Below are 18,732 nucleotides of genomic sequence, written 5' to 3'. Positions count from 1 at the left end.
TACCCGATTGGTGTGGTGCACGAACTTGTGCTAAGAAGATTTTGTCTTTATTTTGAGAATAGTTTAAAATATAGCTATTAAGAGTTTTGCGATTGAGTTTTGTTATTTCGATAAGGGAAATGGAAAAAAAGCTTGAAGGAGGAGAGGGATATGGTGCAAGTAACTTTTTTGCCAGGTCATACGAAAGTAGAGGTGTCCAAGGGGAGTACCATTATGCAAGCAGCTATCGCGGCCGGGGTACCATTGGAAAGTGCCTGTGGTGGGAGAGGGACCTGTGGAAAATGTAAGGTACAAATCGACCCTGAAAAAGTTGATCCGACCCAAGATGTGGGGAAAAAGTTTTTAAGTGACGCTGAAAGGGAAGTCGGTTGGGTTCTAGCTTGCCGGGTCGCAGTAGATAAAGATTTAACCGTGAAGCTTAGTGAATATAAAGATGCTCATCAAAGGAAGACTCAGCTCAATCAATTGACGGATGTTGAACTTGCTCCAGGAATTCAAAAGCATTTTCTCCAATTAACAAGGCCTACGGTTGAAGATCAGACACCTGATTGGGATCGTCTAGTGGCCGCGTTACCTTCACAAAAGATTTCTTTTAACCGCAGTATTGCCGCTCAACTTCCGCAGGTACTTCACCAAGCGAACTTTCAGGTGACAGCTGTTCTGGACGGAGATAAAATATTATCCGTGGAGCCGGGGGACACTACCCTGCGAAATTATGGTTTAGCCATCGATATTGGCACAACTACTACGGTAGTCTATTTAATGGATTTGCTCCAGGGGAAAGTCCTCGCTAGTGGCGCGGTGACCAATCCACAACGAGCCTATGGAGCAGATGTTATCTCGAGGATTACCCATGCTGCTCAGGGACCGGAGCAACTGCAGGAGCTCCAGGAGTTGGTCATCGGCGGTTTGAATGAAATTATTGTCGAATTGTGTGCAAAAAGTGATGTAAGCAAAGAGGAGATATATCAGGCTGTGGTCGTGGGAAACACCACCATGAGTCATTTGTTCTTAGGGATCGACCCAACCTATTTAGCACCGGCACCCTTTATTCCAGTTTTCCGGCAAGAGATTGAGGTTGAAGCAAGGGAATTGGGGTTGGGCATTCTAAGAACAGGGCATGTCGTTCTTTTGCCGAATGTTGCCGGGTATGTGGGAGCCGATACTGTCGGGGTGATGGTCGCCGTGAAGGTAGATCAATTACCGGGATATACCCTAGCCATCGATATAGGCACTAACGGAGAGATCATACTTGCCGGTGAGAAGAGAATTTTGACTTGTTCAACTGCTGCCGGTCCGGCCTTTGAGGGTGCGGAGATTAAATATGGGATGAGAGCTGCGGATGGTGCTATTGAAAGGGTAACGATTCAGGATGATGTGGAATGTGTGGCCATCGGTGGGACTAAGCCTATTGGCATATGTGGCTCGGGCTTGATTGATGCTATTGCCCAGATGGCTGAATCGGGAGTCATCTATGCCAGTGGTCGAATCGTCAATAGCCAAGTGGATCTCGATAAACTTCCCCCATCACTCCAACAGCGTATACGGAGAACGACAGAAGGAAGCGAATTTGTGCTTGTCTGGGCTAAGGAGACGGAAATAGGTGAAGATATCGTTCTAACTCAAAAAGATATACGCGAAATGCAGCTTGCGAAAGGTGCAATCCGAGCCGGGGTAAGTATTCTCATGAAAGAGATGGGGATCGGTCTGGAACAGCTGGATCGGGTGCTTTTGGCAGGAGCCTTCGGTAACTACATTAGTAAAGACAGTGCTTTAGGCATTGGCTTGCTTCCCGATCTGCCGCTTGAAAAAATTACGGCTATCGGCAATGCAGCAGGGGATGGAGCTAAAATGGTTTTACTATCCCAGGTTGAACGAATAAAAGCCACCGAATTTGCTAATCTTGCTGAGCATCTGGAATTGTCCACACGCATGGATTTTCAGGAAGAATTTATCGACGCTCTTTCTTTTGAGCACCAGTAGAGTGACCCATGAACTACTCGACCCAGACAGGATTTTATCCCTCTATGGTGCAACGAAAGCTACTGAGAAGTCTGTCATGTACAAGAAAAGGCAACCTGACGGTTGCCTTTTTCGCATTTCATGAAGGGGATATTATGTTTTAAGCAGCATCTTCCGTCGACTCCATGGTTTTTTTCTTGGTTTTGTTATGCCCAAGGTACAAAACTAGAGTGATAAGGATGGCGCTAAGACCCCATTCTATCAGGGCGCTCTCCCCAATAAGATCGACGACAAACTTTTCACCGGTCAGCATGGTGACGGCGGTGTGAGTAATGACTGCAGCTCCAATGGGGATGATGACTGGGAAGCGGTTAATCGCCTTAATAACTAAGGTGCTTCCCCAGACTACGATCGGAATGCTCACTAGTAAACCAAAGATGACCAGAATGGGGTGACCATGAGCAGCCCCTGCAACCGCTAGGACATTATCCAGACCCATTACTGCATCGGCGATAATAATGGTACGAACGGCTCCCCAAAAACTCGAAGCGCTTTCTACCTGCTCATCGTGGCTTTCATCGGTGAGGAGCTTATAAGCCATCCACACCAGGAGCAGCCCCCCGGCAAACATCAGACCAGGAATTTTTAACAGATAAACGGCGACTAAAGTAGCTAGGGTACGAATTAAGATAGCTCCCCCGGTGCCAATAAATATAACTTTCTTTTGCTTATCTTTTGGTAGATTACGGGCAGCCATACCGATGACGATGGCATTATCCCCGCCTAAAACGAGGTCCATGAGGATGATGGCTAATAATGCTTGAAAAAACTCGGGACTGAAAAGTTCCATCTTTTTTCTTCCTTTCGCACTCAATTTCTCTAGCATTTCTTAAAGATTGGGGTAATATTGCATAAAAAAAGACCTTCTACCCTCCTTTGGGCAAAGGTCTTGCTTACAACAATGTTGTCAACAAAGCCGGGATTTTCATCCGTAATGACGACTTTGCTGTCCAGCTACTCCCCTTTGAACAATTACGGCTTAAGTATATCGTATAGGAGGGTTTTACGTCAACGAAAAAATGCTCAACAGATCAAAAAAATATAAATTATTTATTTCTTTTAATCTCTGAAATTTAGTATTGGATTTATTGTGTTTATTCTCAATTTAGTTTAAAATTCGAATAAACACGAGATGATGAGTTGGAAGTTATAAGTTTAGTGTTTTTATAAATTGTTAAGTTATAGGAGAAAAATATCATGCATGTACTTATTGCAGTAGATTCTTTTAAAGGCAGTCTAAGCAGCCAAAAGGCCGGGGAAGCAATGACCCTGGGTATTCAACGGGTCTTTCCTAAGGCCAGCACGGAGATCATCTCCATGGCTGATGGAGGAGAAGGAACTGTTGAGGCCATTGTTAGCGCTAGTAAGGGAGAGATAGTAAAAGCCGTAGTCACTTCACCCTTGGGCGATCCTGTTGAAGGAATTTTTGGGAAGCTGCCCGATGATACCGTTGTCCTAGAAATGGCTTCGGCTTCAGGATTGCCCTTGGTTTCACCGGAAAAAAGAAATCCCTTATTAACGTCTACTCAGGGGACCGGAGAACTTATCCGAGCCGCCTTAGACTTGAATCCCAAAGAGATATTAATTGGCATTGGCGGAAGTGCCACTAATGACGGCGGAGCAGGTATGGCCCAGGCCTTAGGTGCGAGATTGCTTGATCGAGAAGGTCGAGAACTGAAGCCGGGCGGCGGAGCTCTTGAGCATTTAGAGAAGATTGATATAACTGGTCTTGATTCACGTTTGCAGACGACTAAGATTACTGTGATGTGCGATGTAGATAATCCCTTATGTGGACCAAGAGGTGCTTCTGTCGTCTACGGTCCGCAAAAAGGGGCAGATCTGGGAATGGTTCAACAGCTTGATCAGAATCTTGCTCGTTTTTCCCAAATAATCCTGAGGGATCTGGGCATGGATTTTAAGGATGTTCCCGGTGCAGGTGCCGCTGGGGGTCTTGGCATGGGTCTTCTCGCATTTGCAGGTGCGAAGCTAAAGACCGGTATCGAAGCTGTTCTCGATACAGTGGACTTCGACAGTAAGCTTCAGGCCGCTGATATAGTCCTCACAGGGGAAGGGCGTATCGATGGACAGTCTATTTATGGCAAGGTACCCATGGGGGTGGCCAAAAGAGCGCACAGATATGGTAAACCCACCTTGGCAATCGTAGGCTCAATCGGGGCAGGATCGGAAGCACTTTATGAACATGGGCTGAGTTCGATTATTACTATTGTCAATGGTCCTATGTCCCTTGAAGAGTCTATGGAAAATGCTTTTGCTTTAACAGCGGATGCCACAGAACGAGGGTTTCGTATTTTACAAATTCCACTGCGTTTTACTTAACACCGACCTTGTTTGTCCTCAGCCTCTAGAGGAGTAGGGAATCCAAGGGCGGTTAAGTTGAGTATGGACATGACTAACGTTCAGAGGGGGTTGAATCTTCCCTCTGAGCGAAGTCTGGTTCAATCACTAGGAGGGGTGCTGCTAACTACATGTAAAAAGTAGTTGTACGACGCCCCTCTTCTTACATGAAAATGCAGAGAAATAATTATTCGTTTTTATCTTTCTATTTTAAAGCTAAGGGAATAGGACATTCAGATAGGAAAGAATGTAGAATAGAAGGAGAATAGTGCAAGGTTCGTAAAATTTGAGAAAAGAATTTGGAAAATTAGTTCTGAGAGATTAGATGTGGTAAAATATCAAATGTACATAGTTTATTTCAGAAGCAAAATCTATTAATTTTTAGCTTATCGAAAATTTAAAACTCATAGAAAATCTAAAACTCATAGAAAATCTAAAGCTCATAGAAATTAAAGCTCATAGATGAAGGGTGAGGAGTCTGTGCTAGTAGAGAAAAATATCACAAGCGAATCTCTGTTAATTGGATGTTTTTATGCAGAATCCTTCTTGACAACCATTCAAGAGATGAACCGTGAGGAGAACCTCTTGAGAGCTTTGAATCTCTTTACTCAGAGAAGTCTTGAGCTTTTTAAATGTAATATTGCCGCCATTTATTTGCTTAATCAAGGACGTTATCAATCTTTTTCGGTTGCATATCGTGAGGATAAGCATCTCGACTCTTTGGAGTCGCGGAGGTTTCCACAGGATTTTCCTAAAATATCCTCTCAAGTCAATTATTTGGATGATGAATGGGTTTTGCCGCTTGCTCATTTTGATAAAAGCTTAGGTGCTTTGGTCCTCGGTGGCAACTATGCTCAGCCTTCTGACCAGCGACTTGCTCTCTTTGTCGAAAAAGCGATCTCGATGATTTCTTCCTTCATTTTTGAAAGAAAGCTAAGAAGCGATTCCTTAGATCGGGAACAAGCTTTGACTCTGCTCTTACAAGGAACTGAAATTCTTGTTCGAACGGATTCAGAGGAGCAGCTTTTGTCTGAAGCAGGAGAAATGGCTATGGAAATCCTGTTTCTGCCCGGGGGCTTTTTCTTATTGGAGAGTAGCGAGGGGAGTTGGGAGATTCGCTCACCTTTTGGGCGTCTCAAGCAAGCCATGGACTGGGATTGGCTGACATGGGTTAGGCAGTATATTTCCAAGGAAGAGTGCTACCTTAGAAATGCCACAGTACATTGTCTGGAAATCGAGGATAACCCATTTAGGTGGGAAAAAGTTTGGATCTATCCACTACAGACCCATAGCGGAGTCGTTGGTGAACTTTGGCTTATGAATACCGATGAGGATCTCACCGACCAAAAGCAGGAAATCCTGGCGGCCTTTATTCGTGTGATAGGTGTTGCTCTTGAGACAATTCGTCAGCGGGATGAGCTTGCTCGTCTGGCTAATACGGATCGTTTGACAGGAATACTAAATCGGCAAGGATTTGAGCAGCGTTTTCGTGAAGAAATGGCGAGCTCTCTGAGGAGGAATTCTAAATTCCTCTTGCTACTTCTTGATCTCGATCTTTTTAAGGAGCTCAACGATAGTCTAGGTCATCCGGTGGGAGACATAGCTCTGAAAGAAATCGCTCAGAACTTACGTGCGGCAGTTCGTGAACAGGATATCGTCGCGCGAACCGGTGGCGATGAATTTACACTGGTTCTAACCGAATTAGAGATGAATGAAGAAGCCTTGCACGTCATTGAGCGGATGAGGAAGAGCATGCATTTGGAAGCATATGATCTAGGAGTGAGTATTGGCGTTGCTGAGTTTCCCGCGGAAGGACATACCTTTGATGAATTATACCGTCTAGCGGATCAGAGGCTTTACCGAGGTAAGAACTTGGGCAAAGGGAATATCATAGCGGACTGACCCTCCAAACGGGGGGTCTTTTATTTGGGATGGCTTTCGTGTTATCCTATAATAGTATGGATTTTGGGATGGAATTAGATGATTACGTTAAGGTCAAGTGATTCTGTCAGCTAAACGAGCAGGGGTGTGACTAAAATGAAAAAATACGTACGCACGATCTTCGAGTGGGGGATTTTGATTGTCATCGCTTGGGTGCTATCCTTTGGGATCAGAACGTATATCCTTGACACGAGAATTGTCCCTACCGGTTCGATGCTTCCGACCATTCAACTTCAAGATCGCTTAATTTTTGATAAGCTATTTTTCCGCTATGATACCCTGGAACGAGGGAATATCATCATGTTTACTGCTTCTGAAGGCTCCGGTGAGCACGATGACTTGGTAAAACGCATTATTGGTATGCCGGGGGAGACTTTAGAAGTCCGCGAGAGTAAAGTGTGGATAGATGGTCAAGCTTTGGCAGAGCCTTATCTTAAGGATGCTCCTGACTACGAGTATGGACCCATCGAAATCCCTGAAGATTCCTATTTGGTTTTTGGTGACAATCGCAATAACAGCAAGGACAGCCATGTCTGGGGTTTTGTTCCTAAAGAGAATGTCGAAGGACGAGTCTTGCTGCGTTATTGGCCTCTGGAGCAGTGGGGTTCCCTAGATTAGGGAAGTAATCCTAAGCATTGCTCCGGATCGCCGGATTTTTAATGAAATGATTTTAATGACATAATGGAAAGAATGAAAGGTGAAAAATATGAAGTACGCCAACTGGATGAAAAATGTAGGGGAAGGATTTATCGGGGAAATGCTTAGGGCAGCTCAAAATCCTGAGATGATTTCCTTTGCCGGAGGCTTGCCGGCCCTCGAACTTTTTCCGACCCATGAACTTCAAGATGCATTTCAGAAGGTTTTTGAGGAGCAGGGCAGTTCCGCTTTGCAATACTCTCAGACTGCAGGATATCCTAAGCTAAGGGAATGGCTCGCTAGCCAACACCAAAGGAACGAAAGACTAGCTCGTATCCAGGAAGTGATTATCACAACAGGTAGTCAGCAAGGATTGAGTCTCTTAGCCCAGACTTTTTTAGATCCGGGAGATACAGTATTCGTGGAAACCCCTACCTATTTAGGGGCTATTCAAGCTTTTGAAGGCTTTCGCGCAAACTTCCAGATGATCCCCTGTGATGTGGAAGGTATTATTCCCAGTGAATTGGAGCGGGCACTTCAGCATACCACTCCGAAGTTTCTTTATCTCATACCGAATTATCAAAATCCTACCGGAAAAGTTATGGGATTAGAACGGAGAAAAGAGCTTCTCAAGGTGGCTCAAAAGTATGATTTGCTGCTTGTTGAAGATAATCCTTATGGTGAATTGCGTTATGAGGGAGAATCGATTCCCCATCTAGTAGAACTAGGTGAACATGTTGTCTACCTGGGAACCTTCTCCAAGGTTTTAGCACCGGGACTGCGTGTCGGCTACGTACTTGCTGATGAAGATATTATCATGCATCTGGAGCAAACCAAAGAGGGTGTAGACCTCCATAGTAACAATTTGACGCAAAGAGCAGTTTATCAATATTTAAAGCAAGATCTATTGCCGGATCATATTCAAAAGCTACGCCAAGTATATGATGTCCGCCGTAAGGCTATGGTAGAAGCAATCCATACCTATCTAGGAGAACAAATCGAGATGGTGGTTCCCTCAGGAGGACTCTTCCTTTGGGGGAAACTCAGCGGAGTTCAGGATAGCTTTGATTATGTAGAAGACATGATCAAACAAAATGTCCTCTACGTGCCGGGGGCTTTGTTTTATGCCGATGGCCGGGTATCCAATGAGATGCGCCTCAACTATTCCTGCTCAACTCCCGAAGTGATTGAAGAAGGAATTAAGCGTCTTGCCAAAGGGCTGAGAAAATAGTAATAGTAATAGTAAATAGTAAATAGTAAATAGTAAATAGTAAATAGTAAATAGTAAATAGTAATAGTAAATAGGCAAGAAGGCTCGGGTCCTGGTTTGCATATAGACAAATAACAATAAGCATAAATAAATAAACAAATGAACAAATGAAGATGCCCTCCTGTGTTCGCCTCATCGGCTCGGGAGGGCATCTTTGTATACTATCATTTCATGTAAGCTAAGCATTTCTTTAGAAGATAAAAGGAAAGGCTCCCAGCAAAAAGAAGAGCTCAGCCAGCTCAATGCTGGCTCCGTAAAGGTCACCGGTCAGCCCGCCGAGCAGGCGAGCAACCTTTCTGGTGAAGAAAAAGATACCTAGAGTGGCTAAGCTAAAACCGACAAGGCCTGACCAGTTTAGAATAGTGTAGGTTAGCAGGAGGAGCAAGAGACCCTGAGAGATGAAGATCCACTTGGTATTTTGGGAGGCTTCATGAAAGCCTTTGCCCAGACCTTTTTCCCGGGCATAGGGGAAGTAATATACCCCGATGAGGAAAATCCAGCGGGCAATGATGGGCATGAAGAGGACAAGATAAAGGGCAGCAAGGGAACCGAGGGAAAATAGTTCAGCCAGTAAAGTGAATTTGAGTAGCAAAAAGACCATCGTACTAACGGCCCCGAAGGCTCCCACGTGACTGTCCTTCATAATCTCTAGCATGCGATCCGGAGTACGAGCTGAAAGCAGACCATCCATACTATCCATGAAGCCATCCAGATGGATTCCCCCGGTTAATATGAGCTCGAGGATGAGAACTAAGGCGGCGGTAATCAGAGGTGGGTAGATGGGGAGAAGAAGAGCTAGGGAAGCCCAAAGCACTCCCCCCAGAATTAAGCCCACCAGAGGATAGTAATGTTGGCTCAGAGTGAATTCTTCGGAGGTCACATTCGCCGGCTGGGGAAGAGGGATGCGCGTTAAAAAGGTCAAGGCAATCCATAATTTGCGCATGGCTTATTTCTCATCTCCCTGCAAGGAATCCAGCAGGGCCTGACCAGCGGCTTTGATTTCCACGGGATACCCGGCAACGACAGAATAAACCTTGGATGCACTCCGACCTAAAATTTGATTAGCTCGACCGGCGAGATCTCGATACACTCGAGATAAGGGATTATCGGGAACGATACCATTGCCTACCTCATTGGTTACCATAATGACCTGTGGTGTAATCTGCTGTGCTAAGCCGGAGACGGTTCTCACTTGCTCTAGTATCCATTGCTCTAATTCATTTAGGGCTTCGCTATATTCTCGCCCTTGGAGGGCCTTTTCCTCAGGGTAGCGCGAGAGAAGGAGATTCGACAACCATAGGGTGATGCAGTCCACCAAAATAACGCCTTTTTCTTGACGGTAGCGTTCCAAGACTTCAGCAAGAGCCAGAGGCTCTTCGACCAAGGCCCAGTGGGAAGGCCGTTGATTCTGGTGTTTCTTGACACGCAGAGCCATTTCTTCATCGTAGACTTGGGCGGTGGCAACATAGATAACAGGCTGACGGGGATGGGCAGCGAGAAGTTCAGCAAAGCTACTTTTCCCGCTGCGGGCGCCACCGGTAATAAGGACAAGATTAGACATAAGTTACCTCCGAATACTGGTTAGTTTTACTTATTGCTTACTCCTGCGGATTCAAAGGTGGCCATCTCTTTAAGAATATGGATCGAAGCATCTAGGAGATGGAAAGCGATCGCCGCTCCTGTTCCTTCGCCCAGTCTGAAGTCCAGGTGCATAATCGGTTTAAGCTCTAGTTGCTTTAGGGCAGCTACATGACCAATCTCCACAGAAGAATGAGAGGGAATCAGGTAGAAACGAGCTGCGGGACAAATTGACGTGGCAATGAGGGCGGCTGCTGTAGAGATGACGCCATCCAAAACGATGGGTACCTGGGAATGCGCTGCTTCAAGGATGGCTCCGGCCAGGGCGCCAATTTCCAGGCCACCAATCTTGCTGAGAACGTCTACCCCGTCCTGAGGATTCGGTTGATTGACTTGGATGGAACGGGTGATGACTTCTTGCTTATGGATTAAGGCGGCATCATCAAGACCGGTTCCGCGTCCGGTAACATCTTGGGCCGGCAAACCGGTGTAGAAGGAGATAATCGCGGCACTGGGAGTAGTATTCCCGATTCCTACTTCGCCGGTGGCTAAAACCCGGAAACCGGAATCAATGGCTTGTCGAGCGATTTTGGCACCTGTCAGCAAGGATTGCAGTGCCTCTTGACGACTCATTGCCGGCCCTTGAGCCATGTTATGGGTTCCATTCATCACCCGATGACGCATAAGCTCCGGAGGGTCTAAGGGGAAAGCCATTCCCACATCGGTGCAGATGACTTCCGCTTTAGCATGGCGAGAAAGCACATTGATCCCGGCACCGCCGTTTAAGAAATTATAAAACATCTGGGGGGTGACTTCTTGAGGAAAGGCACTGACCCCTTCTGCGACAACTCCGTGATCCCCGGCCATGACGAGAACCGCTTTCTTTTCAATCTCAGGCCATGGATTTCTTTGGATGCCACCTAAACGCTTGGCGATCTCCTCCAAGACTCCTAAGCTACCGAGAGGCTTGGTTAAGGAATCCAGACGTGTCTGCACAGCCTCCATAGCCTTTTTATCCAGGTCTTTAACACCTTGGACCAGTAGCTTTAAGGCTGCCTGACATTCTTCAAGGGAAGTCTCAGTCAAATTTTCACGAACATAAAATTTTTCCAGGAATAGTTTGTCTTGATTTAATTCTGTTTTACTCATCTTTAATCCTCTCCTTTTTAAATAAAAAAAATAAAGCCCCGCCACATATAAAGTGGTCGGGACTTTGCCTTCGTCGCCGCTGCTTTCCAAATACCCCCGGAAAGGCTTTCTTCATTCTTGGCAGGTCTCCTGGCTTCGACTCAAGCGCCTTAGACCTCCTTCCCAGCAAGCGCCAGTGGATCTAGTCAAGGCTCATCGTTCACAGTGATGGGTGCGCACCGGAATTACACCGGTTTCCCTATTCTCCCCAGTATGGGGCACCAAAGAATGGATTCATATTCTCTTAGTAATAGATTACCAAAAGCAAAGTTTTTGTCAAGAGAATAATTTGCTCTTTACTTCATGATTTTCAAGACTTATGATAATTTGCAAAGAGATAATAAGGATGTGCATCAAGATGAACATAACAAAGCTTACCCGTGTAGCCCTACTTATAGATGGCATGGTTGTTTTTCACGGTCTAAAAGAAGATCCTGTGATTGCTTCGTTTAAAAACCTCCTGCAAAAGACGGGCTCTATAGAGTGTGATCACACGGAAGTCTATCGAGAGTACCATCATTTCTGCTCCTTAGCGACCCAGGTCCATTGGCCGGAATATCTTTGGGACCGTATTATCCGGGATGAAAATGAACTCACCCGACAGGTGACACAGTATAGAGGGGGGCATGTACCTGAGCTTCGTAAGCTAGTCGGGCGTGATCTGCTCTGCTGGCGTGAGATTGCCCAGCTTACTGCTTCTGATATCAAGGACGTGATCCTTGCTCAAATGGAAAACCATGAGGTGGATCACCCCGGGCTTTGGCAAGAGGCACCTTTGGCTCCGCAGAGCTGGCCGACTTGGCCGGATTTTGCGGATAGGAGGACAAAGGTTCAGGGGCGTTCCAAGGTAACTTCTAGTAAGGAAGAGAATTATGCGGAGAATTATCTGCAAACTGCCCAGAGAACGCTTAAAGAGAGTCTTCGCGGCGGGAGTGCAGATGAGATGGTTGATGCTCTACTTGCTTATTATCAAGACATGGGTACAGGTTTATTTAATCAAAGCATGGCCATCAAATGGGGTGGCGACACTGGAAGGCTTGAGGGGGTAAAATCTGATCCCATGCGCAAGGGTCAGCTTATCAATCAAGAGCGTGAACAAGGGATTGTCTTAGAAAACACGGAATTTTTCTTAAATGGTTATCCCGCCAATAACATCATTCTCTATGGCAATCGAGGAACGGGAAAATCCTCCTTGGTCAAGGCCCTTCTTCAAGAATACTGTGAGCGTGGGCTGCGTTTAGTCGAATTATCCAAAACAGATTTGCAGGATTATCCCAAGATTATTCGCCTTCTTGGGAAGCAACCCCTCAGATTCATCATCTTCATCGATGATCTTTCCTTCGAAGATACCGAGTCGGATTATAAGAACTTGAAGACCCTGCTGGAAGGGGGCTTAGAAGGAAAACCTGAAAATGTGCTCATCTATGCCACCTCGAACCGCCGCCATTTAGTGCGGGAAACCTTCGGAGAGCGACAAGGGGATGAGGTTCATCGCCAGGATAATATGGAGGAAAAATTGTCCCTTTCCGATCGTTTTGGGATTACGGTAACCTTCCCGACCCCGGACCAAGCCGGCTATCTCAAGATCGTGGCAGAGTTAGCAGCACAGGAGGGGCTTCAGATTCCTCAAGAAGATTTGCGGCAGCAGGCTTTGCGTTGGGTCATGAATCATAATGCCCGCTCCGGGCGAACGGCCCGTCAGTTTGTGGATTTTCTAAGGGCAAAACAAAAGGCCATCTTGGAAAATTGAAGCTGGCTAAACTGGATTTTTTATAAAATTCACTTATAAAAAGGTGCTAAAAAAGATGATCCCTGTATTGGATAGGGATCATCTTTTTATATCCAAAAGGTTTCTATAGTGATTGTAGGACGTCATGTTTTGATTTGACTCCAACTACCTCATAATGGTGAGATTACCAAAAAGATGTATAAGATTGAGCAAGGTGCTTAAGCTAATACTAGAAAATAGGATGATGAGAGTGAGAAATGATGAAATATCGGGTGTCCAATCGACAGGTGTATTCAACCTTTGCCCTTACTATAGCACTATCCTTTGGTATTCCTAATCTTATCTTGCGAGAATTACACCAAGATTTCTGGCAACCCTTGTTAATCGCTTTAGCTATTGAGGTGTGCAGCGGCTGGTTGCTCTATAAAATGGGACTTAAATACCCAGGGTTAACAATGTTCGAATACAGTGAGAAAATCCTCGGAAAGTACTTAGGGAAGGTATGCACTTTTGTAATTAGCGCTTTTTTTATTGTGGTCACCATGCAGCTCGTTCAGTCGACGGTTGAGTTTTATATTTCAATAATTATGCCGGATACTCCCAGCTATGTTTTTCTGTTTTTTATACTCTTGGTTAGTACTTATGCAGTTTGCTCAGGAATTGAAATTATCATGAGTATGTCGGAAATCATCTGTTTAGTCGTAATCGCCTCATTTCTGTTTATCATTGTCTTCAATGTTAAGATGTTTAACATTGATAATATCGAGCCGATGTTCCAGCATAGCCTCTTGGAAATAGCTAAAGGGGTCATTCTACCGGCCTCATGGCTCGGGGTCTGTATCGTGATGGGAGTTCTCATGGCTTATCATAATAAACCCAAGGATATGTTTAAGATGAAGATCGGTGGAGTCCTAACCGGGTCATCAGTGCTGATAGCTCTCATCTTTGCGATTATTGCGGTACTGGGGGTAGAGGTAGGCTCCAGACAAGTCTACTCCATTTTGATTCTTGCCCAGATGGTCTCCGTGGGTGATTTCATTGAGAGAATGGAGGCTTTTCAAGTCGTCTCCTGGATGGCTGGGTCTTTTTTCAGCATCTCCTTATTTCATTATGCGAGCTCAGAGGGATTGAGACAGCTTCTTTCGAGAAAATCACGAAATGGATTAAGTTTTGTAGTGGCAATCTTTATTTTTTTAGTTTTTATATTTTTCTTGCCGACCATTCAAAACAAGACTTACTTTGTTTCTCATTTATTCTTGAAGTTTGCTTTGTGGATTGAATTAGGGGTGGTTGTAGGTCTTTTCGGAGTGTTTATTGTAAAAGAGAGAGTTAAGAAAGCGCTGAAGAAGAGGAATTAGCTATGAGCAATAACAAGCCGGTGCAGATTTCGGAGAGTCTCGAGAAAATTGAAAATCAGATACGCAGTATTTTTGGGAATAGTGCCGATCTTTCTATGCGTGAGTTTGGCCTGGGTTCTATGAATCAAGGCTTGCTGGTCTTTATCGAAGGGCTTGTGGAACAAGAATATATTAGCACCTCGATACTTAAGCCCCTTATGGATTTTTCACCACTTCGGGTAGGTGATATTCCTCCTCAACCGCTCGTGGATGTGCTCCGCAGGCAAGTCTTGATCAATAGCAAAATCGAAAAGGTAAATACCTATGAAGAGGTAACTAAAGGGTTGTTAGTAGGGAAAACGGCCCTTTTCCTCGAGCAGGCTGAGTCTGCTTTGCTGCTGAATACTTTTGGTGGTAAGACGCGCAGTGTTGATAAACCGGAAACAGAGGTTACCGTACGTGGGCCTCGGGAAGGATTTATCGAGAACCTTAGTACAAACACTTCACTACTGCGCAGAAAAATAAGTGATGAGAATTTACGTATCGAATCCATGGTTTTAGGCCAACGAACAAAAACCCAAATCAATATTGCTTACATCGAGGGTTTGGCCAATCCTAAGCTTGTTGTGGAATTAAAAAGTCGGCTCAAGTCCATTGATATTGATGCAATTTTGGAAAGCGGCTATATCGAGCAATTAATCGAGGATACTCCCCAATCCATCTTCCCGACTGTGGGCAATACCGAGAAACCGGATAAGTTGGCGGCCAAACTTTTAGAAGGGCGAGTAGGGGTATTAGTGGATGGGACACCCTTTGCCTTAACTGTGCCCTATCTTTTTGTCGAGGCCTTCCAGAACCCTGAGGATTATTATTCCCGTCCCTACTACACATCGATTATTCGTTTGATTCGCTATCTGTGCTTCTACTTCTCTACCATGCTTCCAGCCTTCTATGTAGCGATCCAATCCTTTCATCAAGAGATGCTACCCACCAGCTTATTGATTAACATGAGCGCCGGGCGTGAGGGAATACCCTTTCCGGTCATTATCGAAGCTTTAATGATGGGGCTTATGTATGAGATTCTCAGGGAGGCCGGGGTGAGGATGCCGCGCAATGTGGGGCAGGCTGTCAGTATTGTGGGGGCCTTGGTTCTAGGTGAGGCAGCGGTTCAGGCCGGCATTGTCAGCCAGGCCATGGTCATCGTGGTGTCCCTGACAGCCATTTCCGGTTTTCTGATTCCGCCACTCACAAGTTCAATGTCACTTTTGCGTTTATATTTTCTAATCGCCACCGGGTTTTTAGGCATGTTTGGTTGGTTGATTTCCTTATTAGCGCTCTCTATACATATGGGAAATATTCGTTCCTTTGGTATTATATACCTCTCCCCCCTTATTCCTTCCAATCTCGGTGATTTAAAGGACGGTATGGTGCGATTTCCACTCTGGGCCATGATCTCACGTCCATCATTATTGGGGGGCACTGGGCGCCAGAGTAAAAAGGGTATGCTGCAAAAATTGGCAAGGTTAAGAGGAAATAAAAATTAGAAGGCTTTAAGGAGTTAAGAAAATGGATTTTCCAAGCTATAAAAGATGGTTAAGCTTGATTCCCTGTGTGCTTTCTTTACTTCTTCTCTCAGGATGCTGGAGTCACCGGGAGCTCAATGCAATTGGGATCGTCAGTGGGGTAGGGGTGGATCTGACCGAGAGTGGTAAGATACAGCTGACGGCTCAAGTCATCACTCCTGCAGGTTCCAAAGCCAAGGGTCAAGAGGGAGGTAAGGAATCGGTGCGCGTGCTGACCAGCGAAGGGGATACCTATTTTGATGCTCTTCGCGGTTTTATGAATAAATCGGGGGATAGGCTTTTTTATCCCCATACTCAGGTCATCGTCTTTGGTGAAGATTTAGCCAGAGCAGGGTTAAGCCCGGTATTAGACTTTATGCAACGGGATCCGGAAATTCGCATGTTGACCTGGCTTTTAGTGACAGAAGGAAAGGCCGAGGATGTCATGCGGGGGAAATCAAGGGAGGATAGTATTCCAGCCATGCATATTAGTCGATTAATAGATGATTATAAATCGGCTTCCCAGAGCATTCCTGTAAATCTCTTGGATTTTACGAATATGATCTATGTGGATGGTTATGAGCCCACCCTAGGTAAAATCATATTCTCTGAGGAAAAGGGAGAACCGATTTATAATGCGGAAGGGGGAGCTGTCTTCAAAGGAGATAGGCTTATCGGTTGGTTGGATGGGGAGGAGGCGCGCAGTTATCTTTGGGTTATGGATAATATCAAAGGGGGCATTATCGCTTATGTCCCAGATGAAAATAGTCTAGAGGGTAGGATAGCTTTTGAGATCATCCGTGCCAAGAGTAAATTGAAACCAATTTTGGAGGAAGACGGAACATTGCGCATGGTGGTGGAAGTAGAGGCGCAATGCAACATTGGGGAGCTCATGAATCATAAAGAAATAACTCGTCTGGAAGAATTCCAGGAATTGAAGCGCATTTTAACCCAATGTGTAATTGATGAAACCCAAGTCATTGTGGACAAAGCCCAAAAAGAGCTAGAATCAGATATTCTAGCCTTTGGACTTGCGGTCAAACGACGTTATCCACAGTATTGGAACGAGCATCAGACGGAATGGGAGACTATCTTTCCTGAGCTCGATGTGGAAATTCTCGTTCATGCTCAAATCAACACCCGTGGTTCTATTCGCTAAAGTCTAAAGTGTTCGGGAAAAGAACAGAAAAACAGGGGATAGACTCCAAGTAAATTGTGGTATACAATTGGAAATAGTAGAAATATAAAGAAAAACTAAGAATTTGCAAGGAGGAACACCTGTGTTTGAAAATGATATTCTTGTAGCCGGGGGAGATCCTGGATTTGGTGCCATTAAGTTGGACGCAGGGGACACCAAAGTATTATTTCCTGCGGTCATCTGCAAGGGCAACGAAAGAATCTTTTCGACTTTAGGCAATATGAATGTGGGAAGAGGATCCGATGAAGAATTGCAGATTGCCTCCTTGGATGTCATAGTCACCAATCATTCCACAGGAGTATCCCGCCATTATTTCATGGGGAGTTTGGCCGAAAGCCTCAATCCCAATGAAGCGCATTATTGTTGGGATGAAGATAAATCCACGGATGAAGAAGCTACGGCTTTGTTGGTGGTAGCTTTAGCCATAGCTCAGAAAGAACCCAAGGCCAATATTTATTTAGGGACAGGGGTTCCGGTGAAGTACTACGCTGCCTTGAGGGATAAATATGAGGCAGAGCTTAAAGGTTCTTGGTCGGTTACTTTCCGTTCCGGTCCTTTTAAAGGCCAGACTCGCCAGTTGACCATTATTCGCTCTCGTGTGCTGCCCCAAAGTTACGGCGTTTTCATCAAAGAAACCCTCAATGAATATGGAATTCCCATTAGTCCCAAACTGTTCAATGGTTATGTCGTCGTGATTGATCCTGGCTTTAGGACTACGGACGTAGCTACCTTTTATGATGGTGTCATGCTTGACCCGCCGAATTCTTTTAGTATTGAAAAGGGCTTAAAATGGGCTTATACAGGGGTTGCTGAGAAATTAAAGGAAATGACCGCAAATCATGCGAATCCCATCGAAACCGATGATAAAGAACTGGACAAGATTTTTCGGGTTAATGGAGGGGTGTATCCTTGGAACACAGGTTCCATTAATCTTAATCCAATCATGGAAGACATGCTAGAGCAGTTGGGGACGGATATCTCCCGTGAGGTCAAAAAGTCATTGAAACCAATGATGGGCAAGATCCATACCGTCTTGGTCGCCGGCAAGGTAGGGGAGATGATTTTTAATCATTTGCAATTTGAGAATAAAGTGCTGATTGATAATCCTCAGTTTGGCAATGCCACGGGCTTTAGAATTATGGCAGCCAATCTGGTCAATAACTTAACGAAAAAGGTCAACGAGAATCCATGAGCAAGACCATCTCCTTGACCCTTAATTTGGGGAGAGAGGAAAAAGACCAAGACTTGTGGGAGCTTCTTAGGGGACTTTCTGAAGAACAAAGGGAAGATGCTGTTAAAGCGGCGTTACATATGTACATGACGACAACTTCTCCAGTGAGCAAAACTACAAGCAGTTGGTCTTTGGAGGATTTATTGGTGTCTACCACTTCAGGAGCATCAGCATCTACCGAAGCCTCTCCCGAAGAATCTGCGGAAGAGTCTCTAAAAAGCAATGCAGTAACTAGCGGAAACCCAGTAACGAGTCAAGCTAGTGAGACCGCAGAAGTTGTAAATCATCCCCTGAATCACCTCTTTGCACTTATTGGGGAGGAAGATGATCAGGACGTGTTTGAATTCTTTCGCCCGTCGTCTGGAGCCACTTCTGTTTATGTGACGACTGGAGATCCTTATAGTGCTGATAAGGTGGAAGACTCAAGTGTTACGTTGGCTACCCCTAAGCCTGTTCAAGGGAATGGCTTTATGGGATTGGATTATATCCTCGACCAAGTAATTGGCAGAGAAGAAGATCCGGAGGTTCTCAGTTTTTTTAGAAGTCAAGAGCGTTCAGAACTTGATGAATCGTAGATGGGTGGGCATTAAGTTATTAGTGAAAAGTTGTCTCTTGACGATAGGGATATCTATACTCTATAGTATATATTAAGAAGAAAATTTAAGAGAGTAGATATTGAGGAGAG

15 protein-coding genes and 1 riboswitch are annotated in these 18,732 nt (G+C 45.1%); of the genes, 11 read left to right on the top strand and 4 right to left on the bottom strand.

The window, feature by feature from the left end; genetic code table 11:
* The first annotated feature begins 150 nt into the window (after nt 1-150).
* Nucleotides 151-1,983, top strand: coding sequence for an ASKHA domain-containing protein (locus tag DESDI_RS11055; protein WP_015262699.1), 1,833 nt, complete (start codon nt 151-153; stop codon nt 1,981-1,983).
* 139 nt (nt 1,984-2,122) lie between these two features.
* Here DESDI_RS11055 and DESDI_RS11050 read toward each other — a convergent pair whose 3' ends face one another.
* Nucleotides 2,123-2,812 carry a TerC family protein gene (locus tag DESDI_RS11050; RefSeq protein ID WP_015262698.1) on the bottom strand — a complete coding sequence of 230 codons (690 nt, stop codon included), beginning with the start codon at nt 2,810-2,812 and terminating at the stop codon, nt 2,123-2,125.
* Nucleotides 2,813-3,219: 407 nt separating this feature from the next.
* Here DESDI_RS11050 and DESDI_RS11045 point away from each other — a divergent pair, with 407 nt between their 5' ends.
* The 4 genes from DESDI_RS11045 to DESDI_RS11030 all read left to right on the top strand — a co-directional run bounded on the left by DESDI_RS11045 (nt 3,220) and on the right by DESDI_RS11030 (nt 8,185).
* Nucleotides 3,220-4,359: a glycerate kinase gene (locus DESDI_RS11045; RefSeq protein WP_015262697.1), complete on the top strand. Its 1,140-nt coding sequence runs from the start codon at nt 3,220-3,222 to the stop codon at nt 4,357-4,359.
* Nucleotides 4,360-4,839: 480 nt separating this feature from the next.
* Nucleotides 4,840-6,279, top strand: a complete 1,440-nt coding sequence (locus DESDI_RS11040; RefSeq protein WP_041219422.1) for a GGDEF domain-containing protein — start codon at nt 4,840-4,842, stop codon at nt 6,277-6,279.
* Nucleotides 6,280-6,414: 135 nt separating this feature from the next.
* A complete protein-coding gene (gene lepB, locus DESDI_RS11035; protein WP_015262695.1) occupies nt 6,415-6,936 on the top strand; it encodes a signal peptidase I in 522 nt (173 codons plus the stop codon).
* A gap of 88 nt (nt 6,937-7,024) precedes the next feature.
* On the top strand, nt 7,025-8,185 hold the full coding sequence (locus tag DESDI_RS11030; RefSeq protein ID WP_015262694.1) for an aminotransferase-like domain-containing protein: 1,161 nt from the start codon (nt 7,025-7,027) through the stop codon (nt 8,183-8,185).
* A gap of 229 nt (nt 8,186-8,414) precedes the next feature.
* On the opposite strand, the gene cobS is transcribed toward DESDI_RS11030, so the two are convergent.
* The 3 genes from cobS to cobT are packed head-to-tail and all read right to left on the bottom strand — an operon-like array spanning nt 8,415 to nt 10,951.
* Nucleotides 8,415-9,167 carry an adenosylcobinamide-GDP ribazoletransferase gene (cobS, locus tag DESDI_RS11025; RefSeq protein WP_015262693.1) on the bottom strand — a complete coding sequence of 251 codons (753 nt, stop codon included), beginning with the start codon at nt 9,165-9,167 and terminating at the stop codon, nt 8,415-8,417.
* 3 nt (nt 9,168-9,170) lie between these two features.
* A complete protein-coding gene (gene cobU / locus DESDI_RS11020) occupies nt 9,171-9,785 on the bottom strand; it encodes a bifunctional adenosylcobinamide kinase/adenosylcobinamide-phosphate guanylyltransferase (protein WP_015262692.1) in 615 nt (204 codons plus the stop codon).
* A 26-nt stretch (nt 9,786-9,811) separates the two neighbouring features.
* The gene (gene cobT, locus DESDI_RS11015; RefSeq protein WP_015262691.1) at nt 9,812-10,951 is read right to left on the bottom strand and encodes a nicotinate-nucleotide--dimethylbenzimidazole phosphoribosyltransferase; all 1,140 of its coding nucleotides are present in this window, start codon (nt 10,949-10,951) and stop codon (nt 9,812-9,814) included.
* 102 nt (nt 10,952-11,053) lie between these two features.
* A riboswitch (cobalamin riboswitch) is annotated at nt 11,054-11,232 on the bottom strand.
* A gap of 116 nt (nt 11,233-11,348) precedes the next feature.
* Between cobT and DESDI_RS11010 the strand changes: the two genes are divergently transcribed.
* From DESDI_RS11010 to DESDI_RS17330, 6 genes are all read left to right on the top strand, one after another.
* Nucleotides 11,349-12,740: an ATP-binding protein gene (locus DESDI_RS11010; RefSeq protein ID WP_015262690.1), complete on the top strand. Its 1,392-nt coding sequence runs from the start codon at nt 11,349-11,351 to the stop codon at nt 12,738-12,740.
* Between the two features lie 236 nt (nt 12,741-12,976).
* Complete coding sequence (locus DESDI_RS11005) at nt 12,977-14,077, top strand: GerAB/ArcD/ProY family transporter (protein WP_015262689.1); 1,101 nt, start codon at nt 12,977-12,979, stop codon at nt 14,075-14,077.
* A 2-nt stretch (nt 14,078-14,079) separates the two neighbouring features.
* Nucleotides 14,080-15,600 carry a spore germination protein gene (locus DESDI_RS11000; RefSeq protein ID WP_015262688.1) on the top strand — a complete coding sequence of 507 codons (1,521 nt, stop codon included), beginning with the start codon at nt 14,080-14,082 and terminating at the stop codon, nt 15,598-15,600.
* Nucleotides 15,601-15,622: 22 nt separating this feature from the next.
* Nucleotides 15,623-16,777, top strand: a complete 1,155-nt coding sequence (locus tag DESDI_RS10995) for a Ger(x)C family spore germination protein (RefSeq protein WP_015262687.1) — start codon at nt 15,623-15,625, stop codon at nt 16,775-16,777.
* Between the two features lie 121 nt (nt 16,778-16,898).
* A complete protein-coding gene (locus tag DESDI_RS10990; RefSeq protein ID WP_015262686.1) occupies nt 16,899-18,008 on the top strand; it encodes a ParM/StbA family protein in 1,110 nt (369 codons plus the stop codon).
* On the top strand, nt 18,005-18,622 hold the full coding sequence (locus DESDI_RS17330) for a hypothetical protein (RefSeq protein ID WP_015262685.1): 618 nt from the start codon (nt 18,005-18,007) through the stop codon (nt 18,620-18,622). Before DESDI_RS10990 ends, DESDI_RS17330 begins: the two co-directional genes overlap by 4 nt.
* Nucleotides 18,623-18,732: the final 110 nt, after the last annotated feature.

Source organism: Desulfitobacterium dichloroeliminans LMG P-21439 (genome assembly GCF_000243135.2).
Lineage (GTDB): Bacteria > Bacillota > Desulfitobacteriia > Desulfitobacteriales > Desulfitobacteriaceae > Desulfitobacterium > Desulfitobacterium dichloroeliminans.
This window is presented reverse-complemented; position numbering and strand designations above follow the sequence as displayed.

Bases quoted from the DNA above. Each gene is read 5' to 3' on its own strand.
- DESDI_RS11055 (WP_015262699.1), top strand. From the start codon at position 151: ATGGTGCAAGTAACTTTTTTGCCAGGTCATACGAAAGTAGAGGTGTCC.
- DESDI_RS11050 (WP_015262698.1), bottom strand. From the start codon at position 2,812: ATGGAACTTTTCAGTCCCGAGTTTTTTCAAGCATTATTAGCCATCATC.
- DESDI_RS11045 (WP_015262697.1), top strand. From the start codon at position 3,220: ATGCATGTACTTATTGCAGTAGATTCTTTTAAAGGCAGTCTAAGCAGC.
- DESDI_RS11040 (WP_041219422.1), top strand. From the start codon at position 4,840: ATGAAGGGTGAGGAGTCTGTGCTAGTAGAGAAAAATATCACAAGCGAA.
- lepB (WP_015262695.1), top strand. From the start codon at position 6,415: ATGAAAAAATACGTACGCACGATCTTCGAGTGGGGGATTTTGATTGTC.
- DESDI_RS11030 (WP_015262694.1), top strand. From the start codon at position 7,025: ATGAAGTACGCCAACTGGATGAAAAATGTAGGGGAAGGATTTATCGGG.
- cobS (WP_015262693.1), bottom strand. From the start codon at position 9,167: ATGCGCAAATTATGGATTGCCTTGACCTTTTTAACGCGCATCCCTCTT.
- cobU (WP_015262692.1), bottom strand. From the start codon at position 9,785: ATGTCTAATCTTGTCCTTATTACCGGTGGCGCCCGCAGCGGGAAAAGT.
- cobT (WP_015262691.1), bottom strand. From the start codon at position 10,951: ATGAGTAAAACAGAATTAAATCAAGACAAACTATTCCTGGAAAAATTT.
- DESDI_RS11010 (WP_015262690.1), top strand. From the start codon at position 11,349: ATGAACATAACAAAGCTTACCCGTGTAGCCCTACTTATAGATGGCATG.
- DESDI_RS11005 (WP_015262689.1), top strand. From the start codon at position 12,977: ATGATGAAATATCGGGTGTCCAATCGACAGGTGTATTCAACCTTTGCC.
- DESDI_RS11000 (WP_015262688.1), top strand. From the start codon at position 14,080: ATGAGCAATAACAAGCCGGTGCAGATTTCGGAGAGTCTCGAGAAAATT.
- DESDI_RS10995 (WP_015262687.1), top strand. From the start codon at position 15,623: ATGGATTTTCCAAGCTATAAAAGATGGTTAAGCTTGATTCCCTGTGTG.
- DESDI_RS17330 (WP_015262685.1), top strand. From the start codon at position 18,005: ATGAGCAAGACCATCTCCTTGACCCTTAATTTGGGGAGAGAGGAAAAA.